At 42.5% G+C, this 22,594-nt stretch carries 22 protein-coding genes; 14 read left to right on the top strand and 8 right to left on the bottom strand.

The window, feature by feature from the left end:
• The first annotated feature begins 353 nt into the window (after positions 1–353).
• Positions 354–1,319 (top strand): acetyl-CoA carboxylase carboxyl transferase subunit alpha, encoded by a 966-nt coding sequence (gene accA / locus IYN84_RS17735; protein ID WP_196140602.1) that lies wholly within the window; start codon positions 354–356, stop codon positions 1,317–1,319.
• A gap of 50 nt (positions 1,320–1,369) precedes the next feature.
• On the top strand, positions 1,370–2,797 hold the full coding sequence (gene tilS, locus IYN84_RS17730; protein ID WP_210330676.1) for a tRNA lysidine(34) synthetase TilS: 1,428 nt from the start codon (positions 1,370–1,372) through the stop codon (positions 2,795–2,797).
• Between the two features lie 69 nt (positions 2,798–2,866).
• Here the strand turns inward: tilS and IYN84_RS17725 are convergent, their stop codons facing one another.
• From IYN84_RS17725 to IYN84_RS17710, 4 genes are all read right to left on the bottom strand, one after another.
• Positions 2,867–4,165, bottom strand: coding sequence for a PstS family phosphate ABC transporter substrate-binding protein (locus tag IYN84_RS17725; RefSeq protein ID WP_196140600.1), 1,299 nt, complete (start codon positions 4,163–4,165; stop codon positions 2,867–2,869).
• 248 nt (positions 4,166–4,413) lie between these two features.
• Positions 4,414–5,571: a patatin-like phospholipase family protein gene (locus IYN84_RS17720; RefSeq protein WP_196140599.1), complete on the bottom strand. Its 1,158-nt coding sequence runs from the start codon at positions 5,569–5,571 to the stop codon at positions 4,414–4,416.
• Positions 5,572–5,770: 199 nt separating this feature from the next.
• Positions 5,771–6,361, bottom strand: a complete 591-nt coding sequence (locus IYN84_RS17715) for a transglycosylase SLT domain-containing protein (protein ID WP_196140598.1) — start codon at positions 6,359–6,361, stop codon at positions 5,771–5,773.
• A gap of 53 nt (positions 6,362–6,414) precedes the next feature.
• On the bottom strand, positions 6,415–8,127 hold the full coding sequence (locus tag IYN84_RS17710; RefSeq protein WP_196140597.1) for a proline--tRNA ligase: 1,713 nt from the start codon (positions 8,125–8,127) through the stop codon (positions 6,415–6,417).
• Positions 8,128–8,375: 248 nt separating this feature from the next.
• Between IYN84_RS17710 and IYN84_RS17705 the strand changes: the two genes are divergently transcribed.
• Both IYN84_RS17705 and waaA read left to right on the top strand, forming a co-directional pair.
• Complete coding sequence (locus tag IYN84_RS17705) at positions 8,376–8,594, top strand: FmdB family zinc ribbon protein (protein WP_196140596.1); 219 nt, start codon at positions 8,376–8,378, stop codon at positions 8,592–8,594.
• A gap of 288 nt (positions 8,595–8,882) precedes the next feature.
• The gene (gene waaA, locus IYN84_RS17700) at positions 8,883–10,154 is read left to right on the top strand and encodes a lipid IV(A) 3-deoxy-D-manno-octulosonic acid transferase (RefSeq protein ID WP_256435646.1); all 1,272 of its coding nucleotides are present in this window, start codon (positions 8,883–8,885) and stop codon (positions 10,152–10,154) included.
• 31 nt (positions 10,155–10,185) lie between these two features.
• Here the strand turns inward: waaA and IYN84_RS17695 are convergent, their stop codons facing one another.
• On the bottom strand, positions 10,186–10,917 hold the full coding sequence (locus IYN84_RS17695) for a 3-deoxy-D-manno-octulosonic acid kinase (protein WP_210330675.1): 732 nt from the start codon (positions 10,915–10,917) through the stop codon (positions 10,186–10,188).
• A 127-nt stretch (positions 10,918–11,044) separates the two neighbouring features.
• On the opposite strand from IYN84_RS17695, the gene IYN84_RS17690 reads away from it, so the two are divergent.
• From IYN84_RS17690 to IYN84_RS17670, 5 genes are all read left to right on the top strand, one after another.
• Positions 11,045–12,145, top strand: a complete 1,101-nt coding sequence (locus IYN84_RS17690; protein WP_196140594.1) for a glycosyltransferase family 9 protein — start codon at positions 11,045–11,047, stop codon at positions 12,143–12,145.
• 63 nt (positions 12,146–12,208) lie between these two features.
• Positions 12,209–12,535, top strand: a complete 327-nt coding sequence (locus IYN84_RS17685; RefSeq protein WP_196140593.1) for a DUF2956 family protein — start codon at positions 12,209–12,211, stop codon at positions 12,533–12,535.
• A 121-nt stretch (positions 12,536–12,656) separates the two neighbouring features.
• Positions 12,657–13,340 (top strand): hypothetical protein, encoded by a 684-nt coding sequence (locus IYN84_RS17680; RefSeq protein WP_196140592.1) that lies wholly within the window; start codon positions 12,657–12,659, stop codon positions 13,338–13,340.
• A gap of 1 nt (position 13,341) precedes the next feature.
• Positions 13,342–13,737: an NUDIX domain-containing protein gene (locus IYN84_RS17675; protein ID WP_196140591.1), complete on the top strand. Its 396-nt coding sequence runs from the start codon at positions 13,342–13,344 to the stop codon at positions 13,735–13,737.
• A 77-nt stretch (positions 13,738–13,814) separates the two neighbouring features.
• On the top strand, positions 13,815–14,780 hold the full coding sequence (locus IYN84_RS17670) for a threo-3-hydroxy-L-aspartate ammonia-lyase (RefSeq protein WP_196140590.1): 966 nt from the start codon (positions 13,815–13,817) through the stop codon (positions 14,778–14,780).
• Positions 14,781–14,935: 155 nt separating this feature from the next.
• Here the strand turns inward: IYN84_RS17670 and IYN84_RS17665 are convergent, their stop codons facing one another.
• The gene (locus IYN84_RS17665; RefSeq protein ID WP_196140589.1) at positions 14,936–16,615 is read right to left on the bottom strand and encodes an amidohydrolase; all 1,680 of its coding nucleotides are present in this window, start codon (positions 16,613–16,615) and stop codon (positions 14,936–14,938) included.
• Between the two features lie 227 nt (positions 16,616–16,842).
• On the opposite strand from IYN84_RS17665, the gene IYN84_RS17660 reads away from it, so the two are divergent.
• Complete coding sequence (locus IYN84_RS17660) at positions 16,843–17,337, top strand: HPP family protein (RefSeq protein ID WP_196140588.1); 495 nt, start codon at positions 16,843–16,845, stop codon at positions 17,335–17,337.
• 69 nt (positions 17,338–17,406) lie between these two features.
• Here IYN84_RS17660 and IYN84_RS17655 read toward each other — a convergent pair whose 3' ends face one another.
• Together IYN84_RS17655 and IYN84_RS17650 are read right to left on the bottom strand one after the other, a co-directional pair.
• The gene (locus IYN84_RS17655) at positions 17,407–18,882 is read right to left on the bottom strand and encodes a capsule assembly Wzi family protein (RefSeq protein ID WP_196140587.1); all 1,476 of its coding nucleotides are present in this window, start codon (positions 18,880–18,882) and stop codon (positions 17,407–17,409) included.
• Between the two features lie 39 nt (positions 18,883–18,921).
• On the bottom strand, positions 18,922–19,707 hold the full coding sequence (locus IYN84_RS17650) for a glycosyltransferase family 25 protein (RefSeq protein ID WP_196140586.1): 786 nt from the start codon (positions 19,705–19,707) through the stop codon (positions 18,922–18,924).
• Between the two features lie 130 nt (positions 19,708–19,837).
• Between IYN84_RS17650 and bioA the strand changes: the two genes are divergently transcribed.
• From bioA to rplI, 4 genes are all read left to right on the top strand, one after another.
• Positions 19,838–21,121 (top strand): adenosylmethionine--8-amino-7-oxononanoate transaminase, encoded by a 1,284-nt coding sequence (gene bioA, locus IYN84_RS17645; RefSeq protein ID WP_196140585.1) that lies wholly within the window; start codon positions 19,838–19,840, stop codon positions 21,119–21,121.
• A 282-nt stretch (positions 21,122–21,403) separates the two neighbouring features.
• On the top strand, positions 21,404–21,811 hold the full coding sequence (gene rpsF, locus IYN84_RS17640; protein ID WP_196140584.1) for a 30S ribosomal protein S6: 408 nt from the start codon (positions 21,404–21,406) through the stop codon (positions 21,809–21,811).
• A 12-nt stretch (positions 21,812–21,823) separates the two neighbouring features.
• On the top strand, positions 21,824–22,051 hold the full coding sequence (gene rpsR / locus IYN84_RS17635) for a 30S ribosomal protein S18 (RefSeq protein ID WP_196140583.1): 228 nt from the start codon (positions 21,824–21,826) through the stop codon (positions 22,049–22,051).
• Between the two features lie 29 nt (positions 22,052–22,080).
• Entirely contained in the window at positions 22,081–22,536 is a 456-nt protein-coding gene (gene rplI / locus IYN84_RS17630) for a 50S ribosomal protein L9 (RefSeq protein ID WP_196140582.1), read from the top strand.
• Positions 22,537–22,594 lie beyond the last annotated feature (58 nt).

Genomic DNA, 22,594 nt, shown 5'->3' with positions numbered 1-22,594 from the left:
AATCTGTCTATTTTTTTATTCTACTCTCTATTGAGGCTTGAGTTTGTGACCCATCCGCTATTTTTTGTCGCACCGTGATTTTTATTGCTTGTGCAATTTAGAGTTAGCACTTAACTCGTGAAGTTACTATCCAGTTTCGATCCTGAGGGGACCCCGTTTGCAGGATAAATAAGTGCAGATTTGGGACTCAATGCACATGCTGTGAGCTGAAAATGGTCTAAACAGTTCAGAATAGATTTTATCTTGTGCTAAAAAATCGTTAGAATGCACTGTTTTTAACCTCGGCGGACGCTATTAAACACCTTGTCCGGCGGATTAACTGGTTGATATTTAAAAAGAGAAGTCGAGAAGACATGAATTTCCTAGAATTTGAAAGACCTATCGCAGAAATGGAAGCTCAGATTGAAGAACTGCGTTTGGTAGGTAATGACAGTGAAATCAACATTAACGAAGAAATCGAGAGATTAAAGAAAAAGAGTAAAGAGTTGACTCAACAGATTTTCTCTAATCTTGATGCCTGGCAAATTGCACAAATTGCTCGTCACCCTTTAAGGCCTTACACTCAAGACTATATCAATCTGATTTTTACAGATTATGATGAGCTGGCTGGAGACAGAGCTTATGCCAATGACCAGGCTATTATTGGCGGGCCTGCTCGCTTAAACGGACAACCGGTAATGGTTATTGGGCATCAAAAGGGGCGTGATACGAAAGAGAAAGTAGCTCGCAATTTTGGTATGCCAAGGCCAGAAGGTTATCGCAAAGCATTGCGACTGATGGAAATGGCCGAGCGCTTTAATTGGCCGATAATCACATTTATTGATACGCCGGGAGCCTACCCGGGGGTTGGTGCAGAGGAGCGCGGACAATCTGAAGCAATTGCCAGAAACTTGAAAGTGATGTCCCGTTTGAAAGTGCCTACAATTTGTACCGTCATAGGGGAAGGAGGTTCCGGCGGCGCGTTGGCTATTGGAGTCGGTGACCGGGTAAATATGTTGCAGCACAGTACCTATTCTGTAATTTCTCCCGAGGGATGTGCTTCAATTTTGTGGAAGAGTGCAGAAAAAGCGTCGGATGCTGCCCATGCCATGGGTATTACTGCGCCGAGACTTAAAGAGCTGGATTTGATTAATTCGATTGTGCCTGAACCTGAGGGCGGCGCTCATCGAGATCATCCCACTATGGCCGCTAATCTGAAAAAACAAATTGAACAAGATTTAACAGCCCTGCAGCAGCTCTCAGTTGATGAGTTACTCGATAAGCGCTATGAGCGCCTTATGTCTTTTGGTGTTCAGGATGAGTGGTCAGAACTCGATTAGTTCCTGTCAATTTTCTTCATTCGGCTGATGTAGTCGTCAGCCGAACTTTTATGTCTGATTATCAATCATTAAATCATCTCGAACAGGTTCTTGCCGACTTTCTGGTTGTCGAATTTTTCAATCATTGCCCTGACGGTGTGGTCAAGGTCGCACTAAGCGGTGGTGTCGATTCAAAAGCCCTTCTATTTGCCTGTGCTCAATTGAGAGACCGCGGATATATTCAGAAGATCCAGGCTCTTCATGTTGATCATGGTTTACAGAAAGACTCAATAAGCTGGCTGGAAAAATGTGTTCAGGACTGTAATGAGCTTGATGTCGAAATCAAAACGATTTGCTTAAATCTCGGCCGTGATATTAGCAGCAATATCGAAGCGGTTGCGCGCGAGAAACGTTATCAGTTTTTTGAGACCGAGCTGGAAGAAAATGAGTGCCTGCTATTTGCCCACCACCAGAATGATCAAGCCGAGACCTTAATGTTTCGACTGCTCCGAGGTTGCGGCTTGTCAGGGGCTGGTGCAATGCCGATAAAGCGTAGGTTAGGATTAGGGCGGCTTTTCAGACCCTGGTTGAATGAGAGTCGAGCTGCAATTGAAGAGTACGCTAGTGAACGCAAGCTTTGTTTCATTAGTGACCCTTCCAATTTTTCCACTTGCTATTCGAGAAATTATTTAAGACATCAGGTGATGCCTCGATTGGAAGAAAGGTGGCCATCTTATGCTCGTTCTTTCTCCCGCTTCACTCAGCTTGCTCGAGAGCAAGCTGAACTATTAGCCGAGTTGGCAAAATCGGATATAGAGAAGCTTGTTATCCCGCCAAAGAATAGGGAGCCACAAGCTTACAGTTTGTCAGCAAAAGCTCTGACTAGCGGAGTAATTGCTATCGGCCCGATGCTTGAACTTAAACAAAATCGAGTCAAAAATTTACTTCATTACTGGGGTAGTGAGGTTTCTGCTACGCCCCCGACCAGTAATGAAATTCAGGAGTTAATGGTTCAACTTTCTGCAGCGACGACATCTTCAATTTGCGTCTCTTTTGCCGGTGGAAAAGCGCGTAGTTTTGACTCCAGGTTGTATTGGACGCCCAAAGAATTGCCGAACCAATCTTTCAAAGATGTCTTATGGAATAACCTGAAAGAGACCGTCGAACTGGATAATGGAGTGACTTTATCTGCGAATCAGAAAAAAGCTCGGGATTCATCAGATGTACTTCTAAAGCTTGATGTAATGGAAAGAAAAGTCTGGTTGACTGCTCGTAAAGGTGGAGAGAAAGTCGTGCCCCATTATCGAAAGCATAGTAACTCTCTTAAGAAAATTTATCAGGAGCTAGCTGTTCCACCATGGGAAAGAGAATACTATCCGCTTATTTATGTTGATGATGAGTTGGCAGCGGTACCCGGTATTTTTGTTAGTCAGAAATTTTTGGCCAAGCCGGGAGAGGAGGGTATTGCTCTGCATCTTGGCATCGCTTCCAACGTATAATCAGCGATGTGACTATACGTTGGCTGCTAAGGTTTCGCGTGAGTAACCGGGAATGTTATTTGAATCAATCTAAAGGGCCCAGACTTCAATGTTGTCTTCATTGCGAACAATATCTTCGATATAAATTGTGTCCAGAACTTCAATTTCTTGAGCTTTTAATCGCTGTTCAATTTCTGCCATGCGGCTGGACTCGGAAAAGTCAACTAGTACCAGCTTGCGGTGACTATTCTGAATCACATAATTTTTAAGTCGTTCAATATCTCTTTCTTCTTTTACCATATCGGCTTCCGCCTGATTATTGGCAAAGTTAACCGTAATCCTTCTACCAATAGCTGCAAGCTCTCTATATCTTGGTGCAGTCGTTTTATCCAGTTTTTCTGGTCGATAGTGAGTAGGGTAATAGGAAATCAAGCCAACTGCTTCAGCCTGTTTTTGTCCGGAGTTTTTTCTGACAAAGTCGATAAAAGATTTTGCAAGCTCCGAAGTGTTTTTCTGTTGAGAGTAAAAATAAAGCTTTCTGGAAAGCGGGTAACGTTGGGTGCCAATGGTGTATCCTGATGGCTTAAATCCAGCGGTGTTCTCATTGGTTGCAACATTTAGCAATTTGGCTTCATCGACGTAAGCAACACCGACAAATCCTATACTACCTTCGGTGGCGGTTACGCTAGAAACAAGCTCTGCACTAGATTCAAAACGAGCTGAGGTCTCAGATAGCTTTCTACCGGCTGGCTTTAATACCAGGCTTTTGAATGTATCCCAGGTTCCAGAATTATTATCGCGACTATAAAGGTGAATGGCTTTATCTTCGCCACCAATGTCTTTCCAGTTGGTAATTTCTCCAGCAAATATTCTTGAGAGATTTTCAATGGTAAGTGTATCTATCGGGTTGGTTGGATAGGTAACAATTGCTAACGCGTCTAGCGCAATCGGATGTTCTTGAATAAGACCATACTTACTGGAAAGATTAACCTGTTCTTCATTTTTGATAGCTCTGGAGCTCATTGCGATGTCGGTAGATTGATTATCAAGTGCTTGAAAACCCGTGCTGGAACCGTGAGCGCGAATATCGATACGTATTTTTTTATTTTCCTTAAAAAGGTTGCCCTCGACATATTTTTCGACAGGGTTATCCAATTGGTGAGTTTTCACCAGTCGGGCGCCAATACTTTTTAAATAGGCTTCCGCCAGTCGTGGAGCCAAGCTTTCCCCAACAGTATTTGAACCCTTTAAAGTTAATACTTCGATTTTTTCTTGAGATTTTTTTTCTGGCTCCTTAATTGGAAGCCTGTCGTTGTTTTTAAAAAGCCAAAAGCCAGCCGTCATCAAAATAATGAATGCCAATATTATCAGGCCGAGATTTTTATTCATTGGAGTAGCCTTCCTCTACGCAATATTAAGTGGGCGCGATTGTGGATTGCTCATATGACGTATTTATTACAAAGTTCAGTCTTTTTAATTATTTGTCATAATCATAGCTTCTACTCCCTTAGATACTTTACTCATTATCGACGATAAAAATGACTTTGGTATGACAAGAAATAAAAATTTGATTACTTCTATTGCTTGTCGACTGGATTTGGAAATTATGTTTGTTGGTGAACTTTTTTCTACAGGATTTATTGAAAAAATGCTTTGATGTCTTCCTTTTGAACCATTGCATCCTGATAACCGAGCCTGATCAATTCCTGAGTGTAACTGGATTCAAACAAAAGATAGCTTAAAACAGTAGAGCCTTCATTTGACCCAATACCTAAACGTCGGAAGAAAAAGCGTATAATGCCAGGAAGTTCGTGAAAATGCTTACTTGCCAGCTGACTTAAATCCTGGCTGGGGCAGATTGTAAAAGTTTCAATTGGGCGAAGATTGCTTTGCAGCTCTCTTACCGCTTGCGGGATGAGTTTAATGGTTTGGTTAACTCTCTTTATTCGCTCAATGTCACTATCCAGACTATCGATAAAAACACTATCGAGTACATGTCCTGCGATATCAGCTGTTGAAGGATATTGAACTGCTGTTGGTCTTTCTGCACCTTCTGCTCTTACCGGATCAACTCCAATAATCATGACTCTGTCAGCACCCAGGTGAATCGCAGGACTGATAGGAGATAAAAAGCGAACAGAGCCGTCACCGAAGTACTCGCGGTTCAGTTTTACCGCGGGGAATACCAGCGGTATAGCTGCAGAAGCTAGTAAGTGATCGCGAGTTATTTCCGCTCTTATTCCTGTTCGTCGATATCTTCGCCAGTTTTTAATTGATTCGTTACCCTGAAAAAAAGAAATCGATTCGCCAGATAAGTAGCCGGATGCAGTCACTGAAATGGCATGTAACTGACCACAATTTATAGACTCCTGAATATTTTGATAATGAATTACTCGTCCCAGTAAGTCATTAAGCGGTTGATTATTGAGCAAAGCCAATTTGTGTTTGCGGTGGTAATCATTCGAAAATATGCTACGAGCCCAGCGCCCGGTATTTCTAATTACGCCCCATACATCGGAACGGAAAACTTGATCTACACTAAAGTTCTCCCATACTTTCTGCAGGCTTCTGATTCCGAGGCGAGGAGTTCGAGCATAAGCTGCAAGTACAGTCGCATTGATCGCGCCTGCTGAGGTGCCAGTGATGATTGGAAAAGGATTCCCGCATTCTGTCCGGTAAATTATGTCTGATACCGCTCTTAAGGCACCAACCTGATAGGCTGCTCTAGCGCCTCCTCCGGTAAGGACCAGACCTGTTTTTGGCCGACTGGGATCGTTGTAACAAACCTTATTCATAACTGGTTATTGGATCTCTTATCCTTTGTTGGTGCTGGTTTCTTTGTCTGGATCAGGATTGGGATATGCCAGGAAAGCCGGTTGTTTATTCAGGGCGGCAACAAATGTTCATAAAAGCAATACTCCCAGTTTGTGCTAATTATCGCCTCTTACTAATTATAATCTAATGCGATATAAGAAAAGAACAATATTTTTATGCTCAGGGACGCCAGACTTTTCTCATTTTTTTATAAACCCGCATGGGGTACCAGCTTTGACCAAGACTGCCATTGTAGCGAGCGAGTGCACGAGTAGTATTCTTTTTTTCTTTTTCAAGATAAAGACTCAAAATTGCACAACCATAGCGAAGGTTGGTTTCAATATCGAATAAACTGTCACCGGGTTTTCCCAGCTCATCCTTCCAGAAGGGCATAACCTGCATAAGTCCGCGAGCGCCGGCGTTGGAAACTGCGTAATGGTCAAATGCGCTTTCAACTTGTATAAGCGCCAGAACAAGCATTGGGTCCAGCTCAAAGTTAGTTGCTTCCTGATGCACCAGACGAAGAATCGTCAACCGTTCATCTTCGGGAATGTGGGCCGCAACTCGAGCCAGTCGTTGTGACTGTTCCACTAACCAGACTTCCGCATCAAAACGATCTTTAAAAGAAGACTCTGCTTTGGCAATAGTGTATTGCAATTTCTTGCGAAACTCTTCACTTGGCCTTTCTTGTTTGGCGGCAAGAGAGCTGCCGGCTACAAAAAGTAGCAGGCAGCTGGCAAGAACATTTAGTGCGGTACGATATCTGTTCATTTTGAAGGGGTATGACTTTTGTATTTCATTCTCTATTATAGAATACAACAACACTAGGCCAATTTTTTCTGGATAAAATCAAATACTTTGTCAGTTTCAACATCCACTTTTTCGTTAGCGCGGCGATGCTTATACTCAATAGTGCCGGCATCGATCCCGCGTTCACTAATAACGAGCCGATGAGGCACGCCAATAAGTTCTATATCGGCAAACATTACTCCGGGCCGCTCTTTTCGATCATCCAGTAAGACTTCAACACCTGCAGCTTTCAGTTGTTCATACAGGCTTTCTGCTAATTCTTTAACGCGATGAGAGCGTTTCATATTCATTGGTACTATGGCCACCTGAAACGGGGCTATGTTGTCTGGCCAGACTATTCCAAATTCGTCGTGATTCTGTTCGATGGCAGCCGCAACCACGCGAGAAACGCCAATACCATAGCATCCCATAGAGAGTGTAACTGACTTGCCTGACTCACTAAGTACGTTGGCTTTCATCGCTTGAGAATACTTGGTACCGAGTTGAAAAATATGGCCAACTTCGATACCTCTTTTTATTTCGAGTTTTCCTTTTCCATCAGGGCTGATGTCTCCTTCTTCAATATTTCGGCAATCGAAAACTTCTTTAAAAGTTGTATCACGTCCCCAGTTAACACCTACAAGGTGAGCATCATCTTCGTTAGCGCCACAAATAAAATCAGATAACAATGCTGCGTCGCGATCAGCAATGACCGGAATCTCGAGGCCGACAGGTCCGACATATCCTGCTCCGCATTTGGCAACAGCTTTGACTTCGTCATCATCAGCCAGCGAGAATGGTGATGCAATTAGAGGATGTTTTTCAACTTTAAGCTCATTCACCTGATGGTCACCACGAAGGCAGATAGCAACAACCGGCGCTTCATCGGTTTTACCTTTCACCAACAGAGTCTTAAGGGTTTGATTTGTTCCTACTTTCAAAAACTCGCTAACAGACTCGATAGATCTGGTGCCCGGTGTTGCTACTTTCGACATTTCAGAAGTTGGCTGTGCTGCTTCCCCCTGAGGGGCGAGAGCCTCAGCTTTTTCAACATTAGCGGCATAATCGCTTTCAGTTGAAAAAGCGATTGCGTCTTCTCCAGAGTCTGCAAGTACATGGAATTCATGCGACTCACTGCCGCCAATTGCGCCTGTGTCTGCAATTACCGCACGAAACTCTAGACCAAGACGGCTAAATATGTTGCTGTAAGCCTGATACATTACCTGATAGGTTTCTTTTAGAGACTCATCACTGGTGTGAAAAGAATAAGCATCTTTCATCAAGAATTCGCGCGCGCGCATGACACCAAATCTGGGTCGGACTTCATCCCTGAATTTGGTCTGGATTTGGTAAAAGACAGCTGGACATTGTTTATAGCTGCGAATTTCATCACGGATAATATCGGTAATAACCTCTTCATGAGTGGGTCCCAAACAAAAATCTCGTTGATGACGGTCTTTGATACGCAGTAATTCTGGGCCAAAATCTCCCCAGCGACCCGACTCTTCCCATAAATCAGCTGATTGCACCATCGGCATTAACAGCTCACTTGCACCGGTTTTGTCCATTTCTTCTCGGACAATCTGCTCAACCTTTCTGAGTACTTTTAACCCTGTTGGCAGCCAGGAGTATAGCCCGGATGCTTGCTTGCGGATGAGTCCGGCTCGTAACATTAGTTTGTGGCTAATTAGCTCGGCATCACTTGGTTCTTCTCGAAGTGTTGCTAAAAGGTACTGAGTGGTTCGCATTGCCTGTTCTCTTATTTTCTAATTTATTCAATCAAACGGTGTCACGGATAGCAGATGCTCGATCAGTGAGCGTGCCCGACTATCGCGAATTTGCCGGCTATTTTACCAGTGAAAGAGAGTTACTCATAATAGCTGGAGGTCAAAATCATTAAAATTTATAAAAATTTGTACTTTAGACTTTAAATTTGCTGAACTTGCCCCTATATTGTCGCTCAGATTTTGTTCAAAAAGTAACCGGATGAAGTGATATGCCGATTTATGAATACAAATGCACTGCCTGCGATCATCGCCTGGAAAAGCTGCAAAGGATGAGTGATGATCCGTTGAAAGATTGTCCTGAGTGTAAAGAGCCTGCATTAAGCAAGCTGGTTTCTGCTGCTGGTTTTCGTTTAACTGGTACTGGCTGGTATGAAACCGACTTTAAAAATAAGTCCAAGGGAGCCGGTGGAGACTCGTCTTCGGAGTAGCCTGTTCTCCTGATAGTAACGTCCGATAACAATTTCTGAGAAAAATGGACAGCTTTTCTTATCGACCATGATAGTACGCACCAGTGCAGATATTCGTCGCTGGTGCGTAAACGCTCCTTCAGTTTTTACCTCGTATAAATTGTCTTCAAATAAGAGAGACCGAGCACAACAGAGCCTGGAGATATGAAAAGGCTGATTTTTGCTAATTTTCCAGCTTCAGGTATGATGGCCTTGATTTAAAGAACAAAGTGATAAAAAGCAAACCAAACTCATTCGAGCTAGATTCATTTGAACTATTTCACCTATAACCTCTTAATGTATATTTTGTCTCCGATGATATGGTGTTATCTCGGACTTAGAGCTCTGCGCTCATCTGACTATCGAGAAGGAGGCTGGGAGCGCCTGGGCATTCATAAAAAGGTTTATCCTCAAGCGCCACTATTGATTCATTGCGCTTCTGTCGGTGAAACAAAAGCTGCAATTCCACTGATCAAGTCGCTACTGAAAGAGAAAGTTCCTCTGGTGGTATCAACAACTACGCCTACTGGAAAAGCTGTTGTACAAGCGGAACTGGGAACCAGTGTTGAACACTGCTATTTGCCAATCGACTGGTATGGAAGCTGTCGTCGCTTTGTTTCAAAGCTTAAGCCGAAAGGCGTGATCATTATGGAAACCGAACTTTGGCCCAACTTACTTGGTATTCTGGAAAAGCGAGGAATTCCTGTGATGTTAGCTAATGCAAGGCTTTCAGAAAAGTCCAAGAACAAATATCTGAAGCGTGCAGCTTTTTCTAAAGTTATCATCCAAAAAGTAAGCTTGATTGCAGCCCAGTACGAATCTGATCGAGCAAATTTTAAAGCAATAGGAGCCAAAACTGACGCGCTGGAAGTGGTTGGCAATATTAAGTTTGATCTTTCCGTCAGTGAACAGTTGAAAGCGCAGCAGAAGCACCTGCTAAGCCAGATACAGGCGGGAATTGACGAGCGCCCAGTGTGGGTTGCTGCTAGTATTCATCCTGGTGAATTTGATGCTGTATTAAGCGCGCACAGAGCCTTATTAGATAAAGAGCCGGAAGCTCTTCTGGTAGGAATTCCACGGCATCCAGAAAGGTTTGAAGAGTTCGCGCAGAAAGTAAGACAGTCTGGACTGAACTACTGCATGAGGTCGAAAGGCGAGCAGGTTGATAATAATACTCAGGTTATCGTCGGGGATACTATGGGCGAAGTCATGCTGTTTTGCGGGGCTGCGGATCTGGTTTTTGTTGGTGGTAGCCTGGTTGCCAAAGGAGGACACAATCCGTTGGAGGCTATCGCCTGTGGTAAACCTGTATTAGTTGGACCATCAATTGAAAGTTTTCAGGATATATGCGATGCGCTTTACCATAAAAAATGTTTAAAGTACTGCTCTGATTTAGCTTCCTTAACTCTCAATATTCAGAACTTGATGTCTGACAAAGATGCTCGCGCAAAAATGTCTGTTTTAGCACAACAATTTATGCGAGAGAATAGTGGAAGTGCAGCAAAGCAAATCAAGTTAGTGAAAACCTTGTTAGCGCTATGATTTAGTTGGTTGATATCAAGTAAACCGGAGGCTAGTGATGGAATGTTGCATAGCCTTCAAGCAACCACTTCCAGCATTGTAGATTAAAATTAAGGCTGTTATTTTTGACTTTTTCCTTGTTGAATGAACGCTTAAGTCTCTCAAGATTTTTCTGTTGCCAGGTTTCGCTATCATGTCTTTTTTGGCACTTATCAAAGTCGATCAGGAAAACTTTATTGTTTTTATCGATGAGAATGTTATGTGCATTCAAGTCTGAATGGAAAATACCCGCCTGGTGGAATTTGGCTATCGTTGCACCTATGGCATGCCATTCGCTTTCCGGGAGTGGTGTTGTACCGAGCGTCGCAACCAGATCCTGAGCATGGTGAATTTTCTCTATTAAAATATCTGCTCTATAGAATAGACCTGATTTTTTCACCCGCCCGGCTATCGGCTTAGGCACGGGAAGGCCACTTTGGTACATATGCTCAAGTAATTGTAACTCTTGAAAACAGCGGGTTCTTGGAAGACCGGTAAATAGATACTTGTCTCCCAGAATATTTTCTACCAGACCTCCGCGGTAGTAGTGACGAAGCACCCACTCATCATTCTTGTGGCCAACAAACCAGGTGATATTACGACCTTGAGAAGAGCCCATGATTGCGTCCTGAGACTGCCAAAACGCGATATCAAACCAGTTACTCCTGACAAGTCCGGTAAGTTGCTGGTTCATTTCCGGCAACAAAAGAGTGGAGGTTCCCTTAGCAATGATAGATATCGACAAGTTGCTGCTTCCCTTGAAAGATAGACATAAAAATAACGATCAACTGAAAAAATGTGTAATTGTCGTAGAGGCAGCCCTTATTTTACATTAGAATGGGCGCAGGTAAATAAAAGCTCAATTGATTTTAATGGACTATCATCACTCACCGCCTAAAAAAATCTGCATTATTCGATTTTCCTCAATAGGTGATGTCTGTCATGCAGTTGCAAGTGTGCAAGCAATACAGTCTCGTTGGCCACAGGCCAGAATAACCTGGATTATTGGAAAGTCTGAGTATGAACTTGTAAAAGGGTTAGCTGATATAGAATTTATTGTTTTTGACAAGCGTGCAGGCCTGGAAGCTTATCGCAGTCTAAAGCAGCAACTACTCAATAGAGAGTTCGATATTCTTCTGCATATGCAGGTTTCAATTCGTGCCAGCCTGGCATCTTTGTGTGTTAAAGCAAGAGAGCGTTGGGGGTTTGACCGCGCAAGAGCACGTGAATTGCAGTGGCTTTTTACTAATAGGAAAATTGTTTCTCAGAAAGAACCACATGTCGCAGATGGATTTTTGGCATTTGCGAAAGCGATTGGGGTGAGTGAATCTCATTCTCTGCAATGGACAATGCCACTCGATATGAAGGAATTGACCTGGTTTGATAAGCGCTTCAGTAGTTTAAATCGATATATAGTAATTTGCCCAGCCGCGAGCGAACCTGAAAGAAACTGGCCTGTGGAAAGGTATGCCGCAGTTGCTCGACATGCTGTTTCCAAAGGATTTGAAGTCGTACTTTGCGGAGGCCCTTCAGAGCTGGAATCTGAACTTGGCGAAAAAATAGTCAATCTTGCGCAGCAAAAACCGCTTAATCTGATTGGGAAAACCAATTTGCGACAACTACTGCTCGTCCTCAAGAATGCTCAGCTGCTGGTTGCACCTGATACTGGCCCGGTACACATGGCCGTTACAGTCGACACCCCTGTACTGGGATTATATTTGCATAGTAATCCGAAAAGAACAGGCCCTTATAGAAATAGAGAATACGTTGTGTCGCACTATGAGAGCATGTTAGAGACTCAAACTGGTAAATCGGTCAGCGAGCTACCTTGGGGAAAAAGAGTTAAAGGTAGTGGTTTAATGAAGCTGATTTCTGTAGAGCAGGTGTTAGCAATGTTTGATAAAGTTATATCTGATTTGGCTGAGAGAAAGAAGCGAGACTCTGACTCTGAACAAGATGAAAATATTAGCTAATTTGTCGATAAAATGTTGACTCAAATAATCCCTTTTAATTTGTAACCTTTTAAAGTCAAACCTATGCAAAGCAAAAGTAGTAAAGTTTCAAAAGAAATTGCAGTTGAAGCGCTTAAAGTCGCGAAAGCTACCCAAAAAAAAGGGCAAAGCAAAGAGCAGACAAAGCTGATTGCGCTTGGTATTCAAAAAGGAATTGCGCAATATAAAAAGGAACAAAAAGCAAAGTCCAGAGAGCTTGATAAGTTAAAGAAAAAAAAGCGTAAAGAAAAAGAAAGCATTGCTGAACAGCCAGTTACAGATGAACTTCACAAGTATTCAACTTATTTGCCCTGGGGACTTTTGTTTGTCTCCTGGAGTGGCTTTATTGCATATTTTCTTTTGGTTTCCTGAACTAGTTACTAGAACGCTCTCTTGTTAGATAAGAGTTATCTCGGACAGCTTGGTTTAATATTGCCTCGACCACTGAGTAATCTTGCTGGTTGGTAAAATAGCAGAGGTTTAGAGTATCTTGATGTACCAATTTGCGGGAGTGATTAATAGCCTTTTTGTGATTTTGAGTTTGTACGGTATATTACTCCAACTAAAGCTTATCTGGGAACGACAGTCAAATAAGACCGAGCTGCTTTCCTTAAATCAATTTACAGTTAGCTATTTTGCTTATTTCTCATTTTTTGTATTCGGTTATAGTGTAGAACCATTCAATCATTTTATGGTTTGGCCGCGCTTGATTGCTTGCATACTTGTATTGACCATTTTATTAGAGATATATAAGGATAGAAGCAGTAGAAGGAGCAGGTTTGTTTTTTGTGTAGCTTTGCTTAGTTTGCTTCTGGGGATGAGCGGACTTTTGGTTGGAACAAGCTTAAAGGACGAATCGAACTTCTTTTCTACTGTATTGATACTGGTAGTCAGCGGGTTACTGGCGCAAGGTTACATTCATCAAATCTGGTTAGTCTATCAAAGTGGGAATACCGGAGCGATTGATATTCGAATGAGTCAATTTATTTTGGCAATGGATTTTTCGACTATTTTCTTAGCTTTCACTATGGGTTTCGAAAATAGTTGGCCCATGGTAGTTTTGGCCAGTATTTCAGGTATTACCAAGCTTATCATTATGTACCTCTTTCGTTGGACAAGACTTAGCAAAAGAGCGCAAAATAAGCGGAATCTATATAAGCAGCGGATAGGTTGTTAGAGTGGCCCAGCAAACAAGAATAGTTTCGGGACTGATTGTTGAAGATCAAAAAGTTCTCTTGTGCTTTCGAATTAATACAAAGCACTTTCCGTTGCACTGGTCCTTGCCAGTTGGTCATATTGAAAGTCATGAAAATGAGCAAGATGCATTAAGGCGCGAGCTATTTGAAGAGTTGGCAATTCAGGTTATCGATTCGGTAAAACTGACTACCCTTTACGATAATGAAAATGAAATCGAACATTCTGTTTATCGCGTTTCTGATTGGCGTGGTCAAATAAAAAACAGAGAACCTCATTTGTGTCAAAAAATAGGATGGTTCAGTTTCAACGAGCTACCAACGCCATTAACTCCACCTACACAAACCATTTTGTCTGGTATTGACTACGAGCAAGATTAATTTAGTAGAAGTCGTCGCAGCTTTAACTTTTAATTGAAAAACGATAAACAATACTTGTCTTTATTCGAGGGAATTTGATGTTTAATAAGATTAAGCAAGCAGCCCAGCGGCTTGAAGGTGTAGCTCATCGCACTCCTGTATTTTCTTCACAAAGTTTGAACGAAAAACTAAGTGCACAAATTTATTTTAAATGTGAAAACTTTCAACGAGTCGGAGCTTTTAAATTTAGAGGTGCTTACAACAGTATTAGTAGTTTATCCGATGAGCAAAGAAGACAAGGAGTGCTAGCTTATTCTTCTGGAAACCATGCTCAAGCAATAGCTTGTGTTGGAAAATTACTTGGTGTTGACACCACTATAGTAATGCCGACTGATGCACCAAAGATTAAATTGACCGCGACTAGACACTATGGGGCAAATGTTATTGAGTATGATCCTCAAACTCAGGTAAGAGAAGATGTTGCAGCTGAGTATCTCAAGGGACGTTCCCTCACTTTAATTCCTCCTTTTGATCATGATGATGTTATTGCCGGTCAAGGAACCGTCGCATATGAATTTATTAAAGAAGTGGGTGATATGGACTATTTGTTAGCGCCTTGCGGCGGTGGCGGCTTACTAAGTGGTACCGCTATTGCCTCTAAGAATCTTATTCCTGACTGTAAAGTGTATGGAATAGAGCCTGAATTGGCGGATGATGCAACTTTATCATTTAAAACCGGTATTATTCATTCTAAGCCCAACCCCCCAACTATCGCAGATGGTACTCGTACTGCCAGTCTTGGAAACTTGACTTTCCCTTTGATACGAGAATACGTTGATGATATGAGAACGGTTTCGGAAGAGGCTATAGAAGAAGCGGTTAGGTTCTTTTTCTATCGGATGAAAATGGTAGTAGAGCCTTCTGGTGCTCTAGGTCTTGCTTCATTGTTATCCGGCCGGATAAAACCTCGTGGAAAAATAGGTGTTATTGTTAGTGGGGGCAACATCGATGGCAGTGGCATGAGTGAAATTTTGCTAAAAGAAAATTTTACTGATTTAGATTAGGAATGACCTATAGGTTCCATCTTTGTGTTTATACCATCTATTTGCAACAGTGTGAGCACAGTCCAGGGATAAATCAATAGATAGCCACTTGTTTTAGAGAATGAAAATTATCAAGCCGAACCAGAGTGCGGCTTGATAATCTTACCTTTTTTCAACTATTTCAACTCATAAACTTTTTCGCCAGCAACCCAGGTAGCGAGTACTTTTGTTTTCCAGATTTCCTGGGGATTTCCCTTAATTATGTCACGATCGACTAATATAAAATCAGCCCATTTACCTGGTTCCAGCGAGCCAAGTTTATTCTCCTGATGAGCAGCAAAAGCTGCATCTAATGTGAAGCTCCTTAGCGCTTGTTGAGGAGTCATTTTTTCATGAGGCAGCCAGCCTTCAGTTGGTTCATTTTTGTGGTTCTGGCGAGTAACTGCTGCATGTAAACCATGAAAGGGGTTTGCGAGTTCGACCGGAAAGTCTGAGCCGGAAGCTATAATGGTCCCTTGTTGAATAAATTTTTGCCACGCGTAAGCGCCTTTTAATCTTTCTTGCCCTATTCGATCTTCAGCCATATTCATATCACTGGTTGCATGTACCGGCTGCATAGAGGCGATTAAATCAAGCGACTTAAATTTCGGAATATCTTCAAGCGCGACAACTTGGGCATGTTCAATTCTATTTCGCAGTTGTTTTCCTCCAACTTTCTTATAGGCTTTTTCAAATGCGCTAAGGACATTGCGATTTCCTTTGTCACCGATTGCATGAACGTTGACTTGAAAGCCTGCTTTTAATACGGCTTCCACTTGCGAGTCCAGCATTTCTGGTGTTGTAACCAATAAGCCTTTGTTGTCAGGGTCGTCTGAATAAGGAGAAAGCATTGCTGCTCCGCGACTTCCTAAAGCACCATCTGAGTAGAGCTTTACGCTACGAACACAAACTTTATCGTCGGAATCCTGAAAAACGCCTTGCTTAAGCCACTGATAAAGATCAGGGCTGGCGCCCGATAGCATTCCGTAAACTCTCATAGGCATTTCTTTTGACTGGCTTCTTGCCTTGTATATCTCATAATCCATGGCGCTAACACCGGCGTCATGTGCACTGGTTATTCCTTGAGAAAGCAGGTGAGTAAATGCTTTATCAAAAGCATAGTTTTGTTCGATTCTTGACAAGGCAGGAATTTTCGATTCGACTAAGTTCATCGCGTTGTCGATAAGAACTCCGGTCGCTTCGCCTTTTTCATCCCGCAGAATCTTGCCTCCTTCCGGATCGGGCGTTTGAAGGTTGATGCCTGCTAATTCCAGCGCTTTTGAATTAGCCCATGCTGCGTGTCCGTCTATTCTTCGAAGTAGAATCGGTTTATCGATATTAGTCTTGTCCAGAGAGCTCTTGCTTGGAAAGCTTTTGTCGGGCCATAGAACCTGGTTCCAGCCTCTCCCCAGGATCCATTTCGCTTGAGGGTTTTGTTTTTCAAATTCGATCACTCGCTCTACAGCTTCATTTTCGGATTTAGTTCCACGTAAAATAACTCGCATTAATTCGTTACCAAGCCCAGATACATGTCCATGTGCATCGATTAAGCCGGGTAAAACAAATTGTCCTTTTCCGTCAAGTGTTGAGCAATTGGGTGGTACCTCGGGACGGATTTTTTGTCCGGTAGAAACTACTTTTCCGTCGATGATTTTCAACCATGAAAACTCGAGCATACTTCTGTCTTTCGCTGTAGGCGTATAGCCTACAATGTTTTCTACAAGTAAACACTGGCTGCTGGCATGAAATGGAGTAACAATAAAAATTATAGGTATCAAAAACTTGAAGGTTTTGCTTTTATATTGATAGAGCTTCATGGTTGATCCTGTCGGTTTGATTTTTAATTGAGATTGCTTATATTCATAAACTAGAAAGATTTTGCAGTCCAGTGTAAAAGAATTCCTAAAGATCGCCAAGTTATTCAAAGACCCTGGTCATTCTCTGTTGCGTTTTATCGGTTGAATTGATATATGATGATTAGCCTTACCGGAAAATATTGAAGTTGAGTGATAAGCAGTGAATTGAAAAGGATAAAGTTCTATTTATGGCCATGAGAACCATGTCAAACTCAGAAGTGTTCGTCTCAATTGTTGGCGCGTTTATCGCGACCCTATGTGCGACATTTTTTAGTAATAGCATTTTGCTTGCGGAAAACTTACCAATGGTATTAGCCTCTACCGGAGCATCAGCAATGCTAGTCTTCGGTATTCCACACAGCCCAGTATCTCAACCCTGGCCCCTGGTTGGAGGCCATCTTGTATCAGCATTTGTCGGTGTCACCTGTTACTACTGGATTCCCAACCCTATTCTTGCTTCTTCAGTTGCAATCGGGGCTGCGATGTTACTCATGCATGTGACCGCCTGTATGCATCCGCCCGGAGGGGCTACTGCAGTAACCGCCGTAATCGGAGGAAATGCGGTGCATGAATTAGGTTACTCGTTCATTATTGTTCCAGTGTTGTTCAATTCGATTATCTTGCTATCTTTTGCAATTGCGGTAGGAACATTCAGAAAGAAAAATCCATTTACTGGCGGCTAGAAGTAAAACCAGCCGCTAGTAAGTTTTTGGAACCGTACTGCTGGTAGAACAGTACAGTTGGTAAAATCGCTAGAATTTATAGGTAAGATCTAAAAACAGGTAGTTTTCGGCAACATCTTCACCAAGTTCGTTTTCACTTGACTCGATCACGCCTCCCACTTTTAGCTGCCATTGATTGAAATTTGTCAGATATGAACCGCTTAATCGAATGAGATCTTCACTATTGCCCCTGATGACTGGAGATGGCTCTTCTTCATCTTTATTAAGCTCTGCTATGTCTAACTGTAAGAATAATTCATCCCCATTGATAAATGGTTTTTTCATTCCAATTGATGTTACAAAAGCATCACTATCGAAAGTACTACCCAGTGAACGGTTGAAATATCGATAACCGGAACGATAATCTGCATGTTCATAGAAACAGTTATTTGTAGTAGTAGTAGCGCTGCCGCAAGAAACCGTTGTATCGCTCGTCTCAATATAGAATTTACTTTCGCCAATATAAGTTGAGAGCCCAAAAAGATAGACACGATCAGTGATCATATAAAAATCTTTTGCATCTTCTCCAATTGTATGCACATAAAAGTTGGTAGGACGATCAAACAGATTAAAAGTGTATTTCAAATCAACACCAGCTAAGTGATTACCAGGTTTTGTATGAAGTTCTTCATCACAGTTATCGGAACCATCGACGCAAACAGCGCGAAAAGTAATGACGTCGATAAAATCAGAAAAGCTATTGCCATATCCTTCGCCGCCCCACATGGCAGCCCAGGATAAACCTACTTCGAGCTGCTCAAAAGGCTTAAAATTAAAACGGGTTTTCCAAAGTTTTGCATCTGGAACATATCGCTCTGTCTCGAGCTGACCTAATTGTGCGGAAAGATACCAGGGACCCAGAAATCCAAACCAGGATTCTTCGTCGACAAATGGCCTGCTTGTAGTTATAGCAAGAGAAGGCACTGCTCTAGCATTGTTGGTCATTATGAAACTGGTCGATTCAGCCGGTCCCCACCACTGTTCAAGAGCATTGACTGAAAGGTGCCAAGGGCCAATTCGGTAAGCAAGATAACTCCCGGTGAAATGAGTATCTTCGCTCTCATTACTTCCTTCACCGGATTCTTTGGTAACAGATAACTGTCCTGCAAGGTCATTAGTTTCAAATCGAGTTCTGAAGTTAATTTCTTTTTCGCTGCGCTGATTTGATTCGAAGTTGGTAAAACGTGGAGCATTGGTCGCTCCTCTGATAGAAAGCTGGTTATGATATCTTTCGCGAAGCTTAAGTGCTTTTTGCAATCGATAAAGGGCTACTTGCGCAGCTTGATGCTCTTGTTTGACATTGATTGATTTCAATTGACCTGCAATGTCCTGCCAGGGAAGGGGATAACTCATTGACACTCCACTCAGATAACCATGATCAAGGAGCGTTTTCAGGTCATTATGCAGCGACGGATTATTCGTGCCAATCCATGGACTGGCTTGGAGCGAACTGTTCGAGAACAGAATCATCGAACCCAGCAAAATTGATAAAAATTTAAATTTCATTGTTCCCTCAAAATTCACTCTTAATTCGGTTTTCAGGTTTTATTTTTTCAAGTCGTTTTTGTGAGCTTCAACTAGCTCTAAAAAATTTTCAAATTCTTCTTTTTGCCGATTCTGAAACCGTTTATTGTCAATTTTAAATCTTATCGCGTGACTAATTTGTTTCAGTCGGCTTTTATCTGCCGAGTTTCGATCTGCAGACAGGTCAATTTGGCTTACTTCGTTTTCTCTTGGTGTAACAACAGCAGGTGAAATGCCAAGAGCTAAAATATCTTTTTCCCACCAGTACTGGATATCTATATCAACCGGACGTTTAATTTGTTTACTTTGCGCTAGTAATTTTTGTGCTCCACGCATTGAGACTGCCTGGGCCAGTGTTCTTGCCGGAATTTTATCATAAATACCAATACATATTTGTTCGAAATTTCTCTGGGATATAAACCTTCTTTTTCTACTGTGTTCCGCGAGCTTTATGTAGTCCCAAGCTCTGGGGAGCTTTGCTATTAGAGCAATTGCAGATTTTAGCGAGCTACACTGAGCAAAGTCATCTTCCAGAATTACCGCAAAGTCGAGGTTATCATCAATTATTCGTTGCCAAACCTTTCGGTGACTTAAATAGCAGCCCACTTCTCCAGCATTGAGCTTTTTGTAGTAGGTTTGAAAATCATCGAATTGATAAATATCTTTTATCTGTCCTGCTCCAAGAGTCTGACCGTCGACAGCAGAAATGCGTTCATATGGAATTCCTTGCTCGCGGAGTAACTTTTGGCTTATTTCAAGTCTTTCAGTTGAACGATCCAGATTAATAAGAAAGACTTTAAAGTTCATTGTAAAGAAGCGGTCCGTTTGAAAATGGTAAAATTAGTTATGTGATGTTTATGACTGGAAATGGCAGTCGAGAATTGAGGGTGATACTATTCGTTTTAAGACAAAAAGTGAAGCGAAGCATTACCTAATTATGAACTCAGAAGCGCTCGAATTTGATAAAAAGCATATCTGGCACCCTTATACCAGTCTGACTCATCCTGTCCCGGTGTTCGAAGTAGAGTCAGCTGAAGGCGCGGAGTTGCACCTTTCTGATGGTGGTTCGTTAATCGATGGAATGGCTTCCTGGTGGTCCACTATTCATGGTTATAATCATCCACAGCTCAATGGTGCATTGAAAGTTCAGTGCGATAAAATGGCCCACGTTATGTTTGGAGGCCTAACTCATGAACCTGCGATTACTTTATGTCAGAAGCTTGTGGAACTGACGGACGATTCACTTGAGTGCGTTTTCTTGGCTGACTCGGGCTCAGTCTCCGTGGAAGTTGCGCTTAAAATGGCATTGCAATACTGGTTTTCGCAAGGAAAGCAGGAAAAGACGCAGTTTCTAACCATTAAAAATGGCTACCATGGAGATACGCTGGGCGCCATGTCGGTGTGTGATCCTGAAAATGGTATGCACTCAATGTTTGCCGGTGTTCTACCACAGCACCTTTTCGTGGAAGCCCCCACTATTGCTGATGACGATGATTGGCAGGACAGTGAAATAGAACCATTTAAACATTGTTTGCAACAAAATCATCAAACTATTGCCGCTGTAATTTTGGAGCCCCTGGTGCAAGGAGCCGGTGGAATGCGAGTTTACTGTCCTGAATACTTGAGGCAGGTGCGCCAGATATGTGACCAGTATGGAATTTTGCTGATATTGGACGAAATCGCCACAGGTTTCGGCCGTACGGGTACCCTGTTTGCCTATGAGCAAGCGCAGATAGCACCAGATATTCTCTGTCTGGGAAAAGCTCTGACCGGAGGCTACATGAGCCTCGCAGCAACTATATGCACACGAAAAGTAGCGGATAAAATAGGTAGCTATGCTGGGGGCAACTTGATGCATGGACCCACTTTCATGGGCAACCCGCTGGCCTGTGCGGTGGCTAACAAGAGTATCGAACTGCTTCTTCAATCTGACTGGCAAAGTAAAGTGTTGCAAATAGAGAAACAGCTAATAGAGGAGTTGACGCCCTTAACTGAATTGGAGTCGGTTTTTGAAGTCAGGATAAAAGGGGCTATTGGCGTTGTCGAGTTAAAGGACCCTGTTGATATGCATGAGGTCCAACCCAGGCTGGTAGAACTGGGCGTTTGGTTACGCCCATTTGGCAAGCTGCTTTACACTATGCCACCCTATATCATTAGTGAGAAGCAACTGCACAAAATAACAAGGGCCATGGCGGTTATTGCCAGGGAAGCGTGCAAGTAATTTGACCGTTTTCGAACAAGTTTGTCCACAACTGATTAATACTGTTTATAAACAGGTGTAGCTAACAGGTGTTTATCCACAATATAAAGCTGTGGATATTGGACCTCAGGCGAATAATCATTTGATTTTAAAAGGGACTGGCCGTATAATCCCGCGCTCTTGTATTCCGAGTCTTTCTCTTCTTTAGAGTTGAGATGGATTCAACTTTTAACAATCTGACCTAACTCCTTGTTACTAAAGTATTTATTACTGTTAGTGACTGGAAACCGTGAGGAGATCTTAATGCGACACTATGAAATCGTATTTCTAGTGCACCCTGATCAAAGTGATCAAGTGCCAGCTATGATCGAAAGATATAGCGCTGTTATTACCGACGCAGAAGGCAAAATCCACCGTCTTGAAGACTGGGGTCGCCGTCAAATGGCTTACGCTATTAACAATGTTCATAAAGCTCATTATGTGTTAATGAATGTTGAGTGTGAGTACTCTGCAATCGAAGAGTTGGAAAATCTTTTCCGTTTCAACGATGCGGTACTTCGTAACATGATTATCAAAATGAAAAAAGCAGTGACTGAAGCTTCACCATTGGTGAAAGCGAAAGAAGAAGCTGCCAAGCGTTTTGACAAGCCTGCTGCAGAAGACAAGCCTGCTGCAGAAGAAATTGAATCAGCTGACGAAGCTGCAGAGTAAGGGGAGTAGATTATGTCTAGACACTTCAGACGTCGTAAGTACTGTCGATTCACTGCAGAAGGTATTTCTGAGATCGATTACAAAGATTTAGCTACTTTAAAAAGCTACATCACTGAAACTGGGAAAATTGTACCTAGCCGTATCACCGGTACGCGCTCTAAGTACCAACGCCAGCTTTCTACAGCGGTAAAACGTGCTCGCTTCTTGGCTTTGTTGCCTTACTCAGACGCGCACAAGTAAGTAACGATTAACAAATAGGGGAAAGACTAATGCAAGTCATTCTACTTGAAAAAATCCGCAATCTTGGTGAGCTTGGTGATAACGTTACTGTAGCTAACGGTTACGGTCGTAACTACCTTCTACCTCAAGGTAAAGCGGTTCCTGCAACTAAGGATAACCTGGAAAAATTTGAAGCTCGCCGTGCAGAGTTAGAGAAGAAAGCTGCTGATGCACTTGCTTCTGCTGAGCAACGCGCAGCGCAGTTTGCTGAATTAACTGTTACTATCGAAGCTTACGCTGGCGACGAAGGTAAGTTGTTCGGTTCTGTTGGAACAAAAGACATTGCTGATGCAGCTTCTGCTGCTGGTGTTGCGCTAGAAAAGAGTGAAGTTCGTCTTCCAGAAGGTGCTTTCCGTACTACTGGTGAGTTCGAAGTAAGTGTACACTTACACACTGATGTCGACGCCACCTTGAAGCTGGTTATTGTTGGTCAAGAAAACAATTAAGCTTTAATGTGGTCAGGCGTTGCTTTAAGGCAGTGCTAATGACAGAATAAAACACCCC

Origin of the sequence: Aliikangiella sp. G2MR2-5, from assembly GCF_015687155.1 — a bacterium.
GTDB lineage: Bacteria > Pseudomonadota > Gammaproteobacteria > Enterobacterales > Kangiellaceae > Aliikangiella.
The sequence above is the reverse complement of the archived record's forward strand: the minus strand, read 5'-3'. Positions and strand labels throughout refer to the sequence as shown.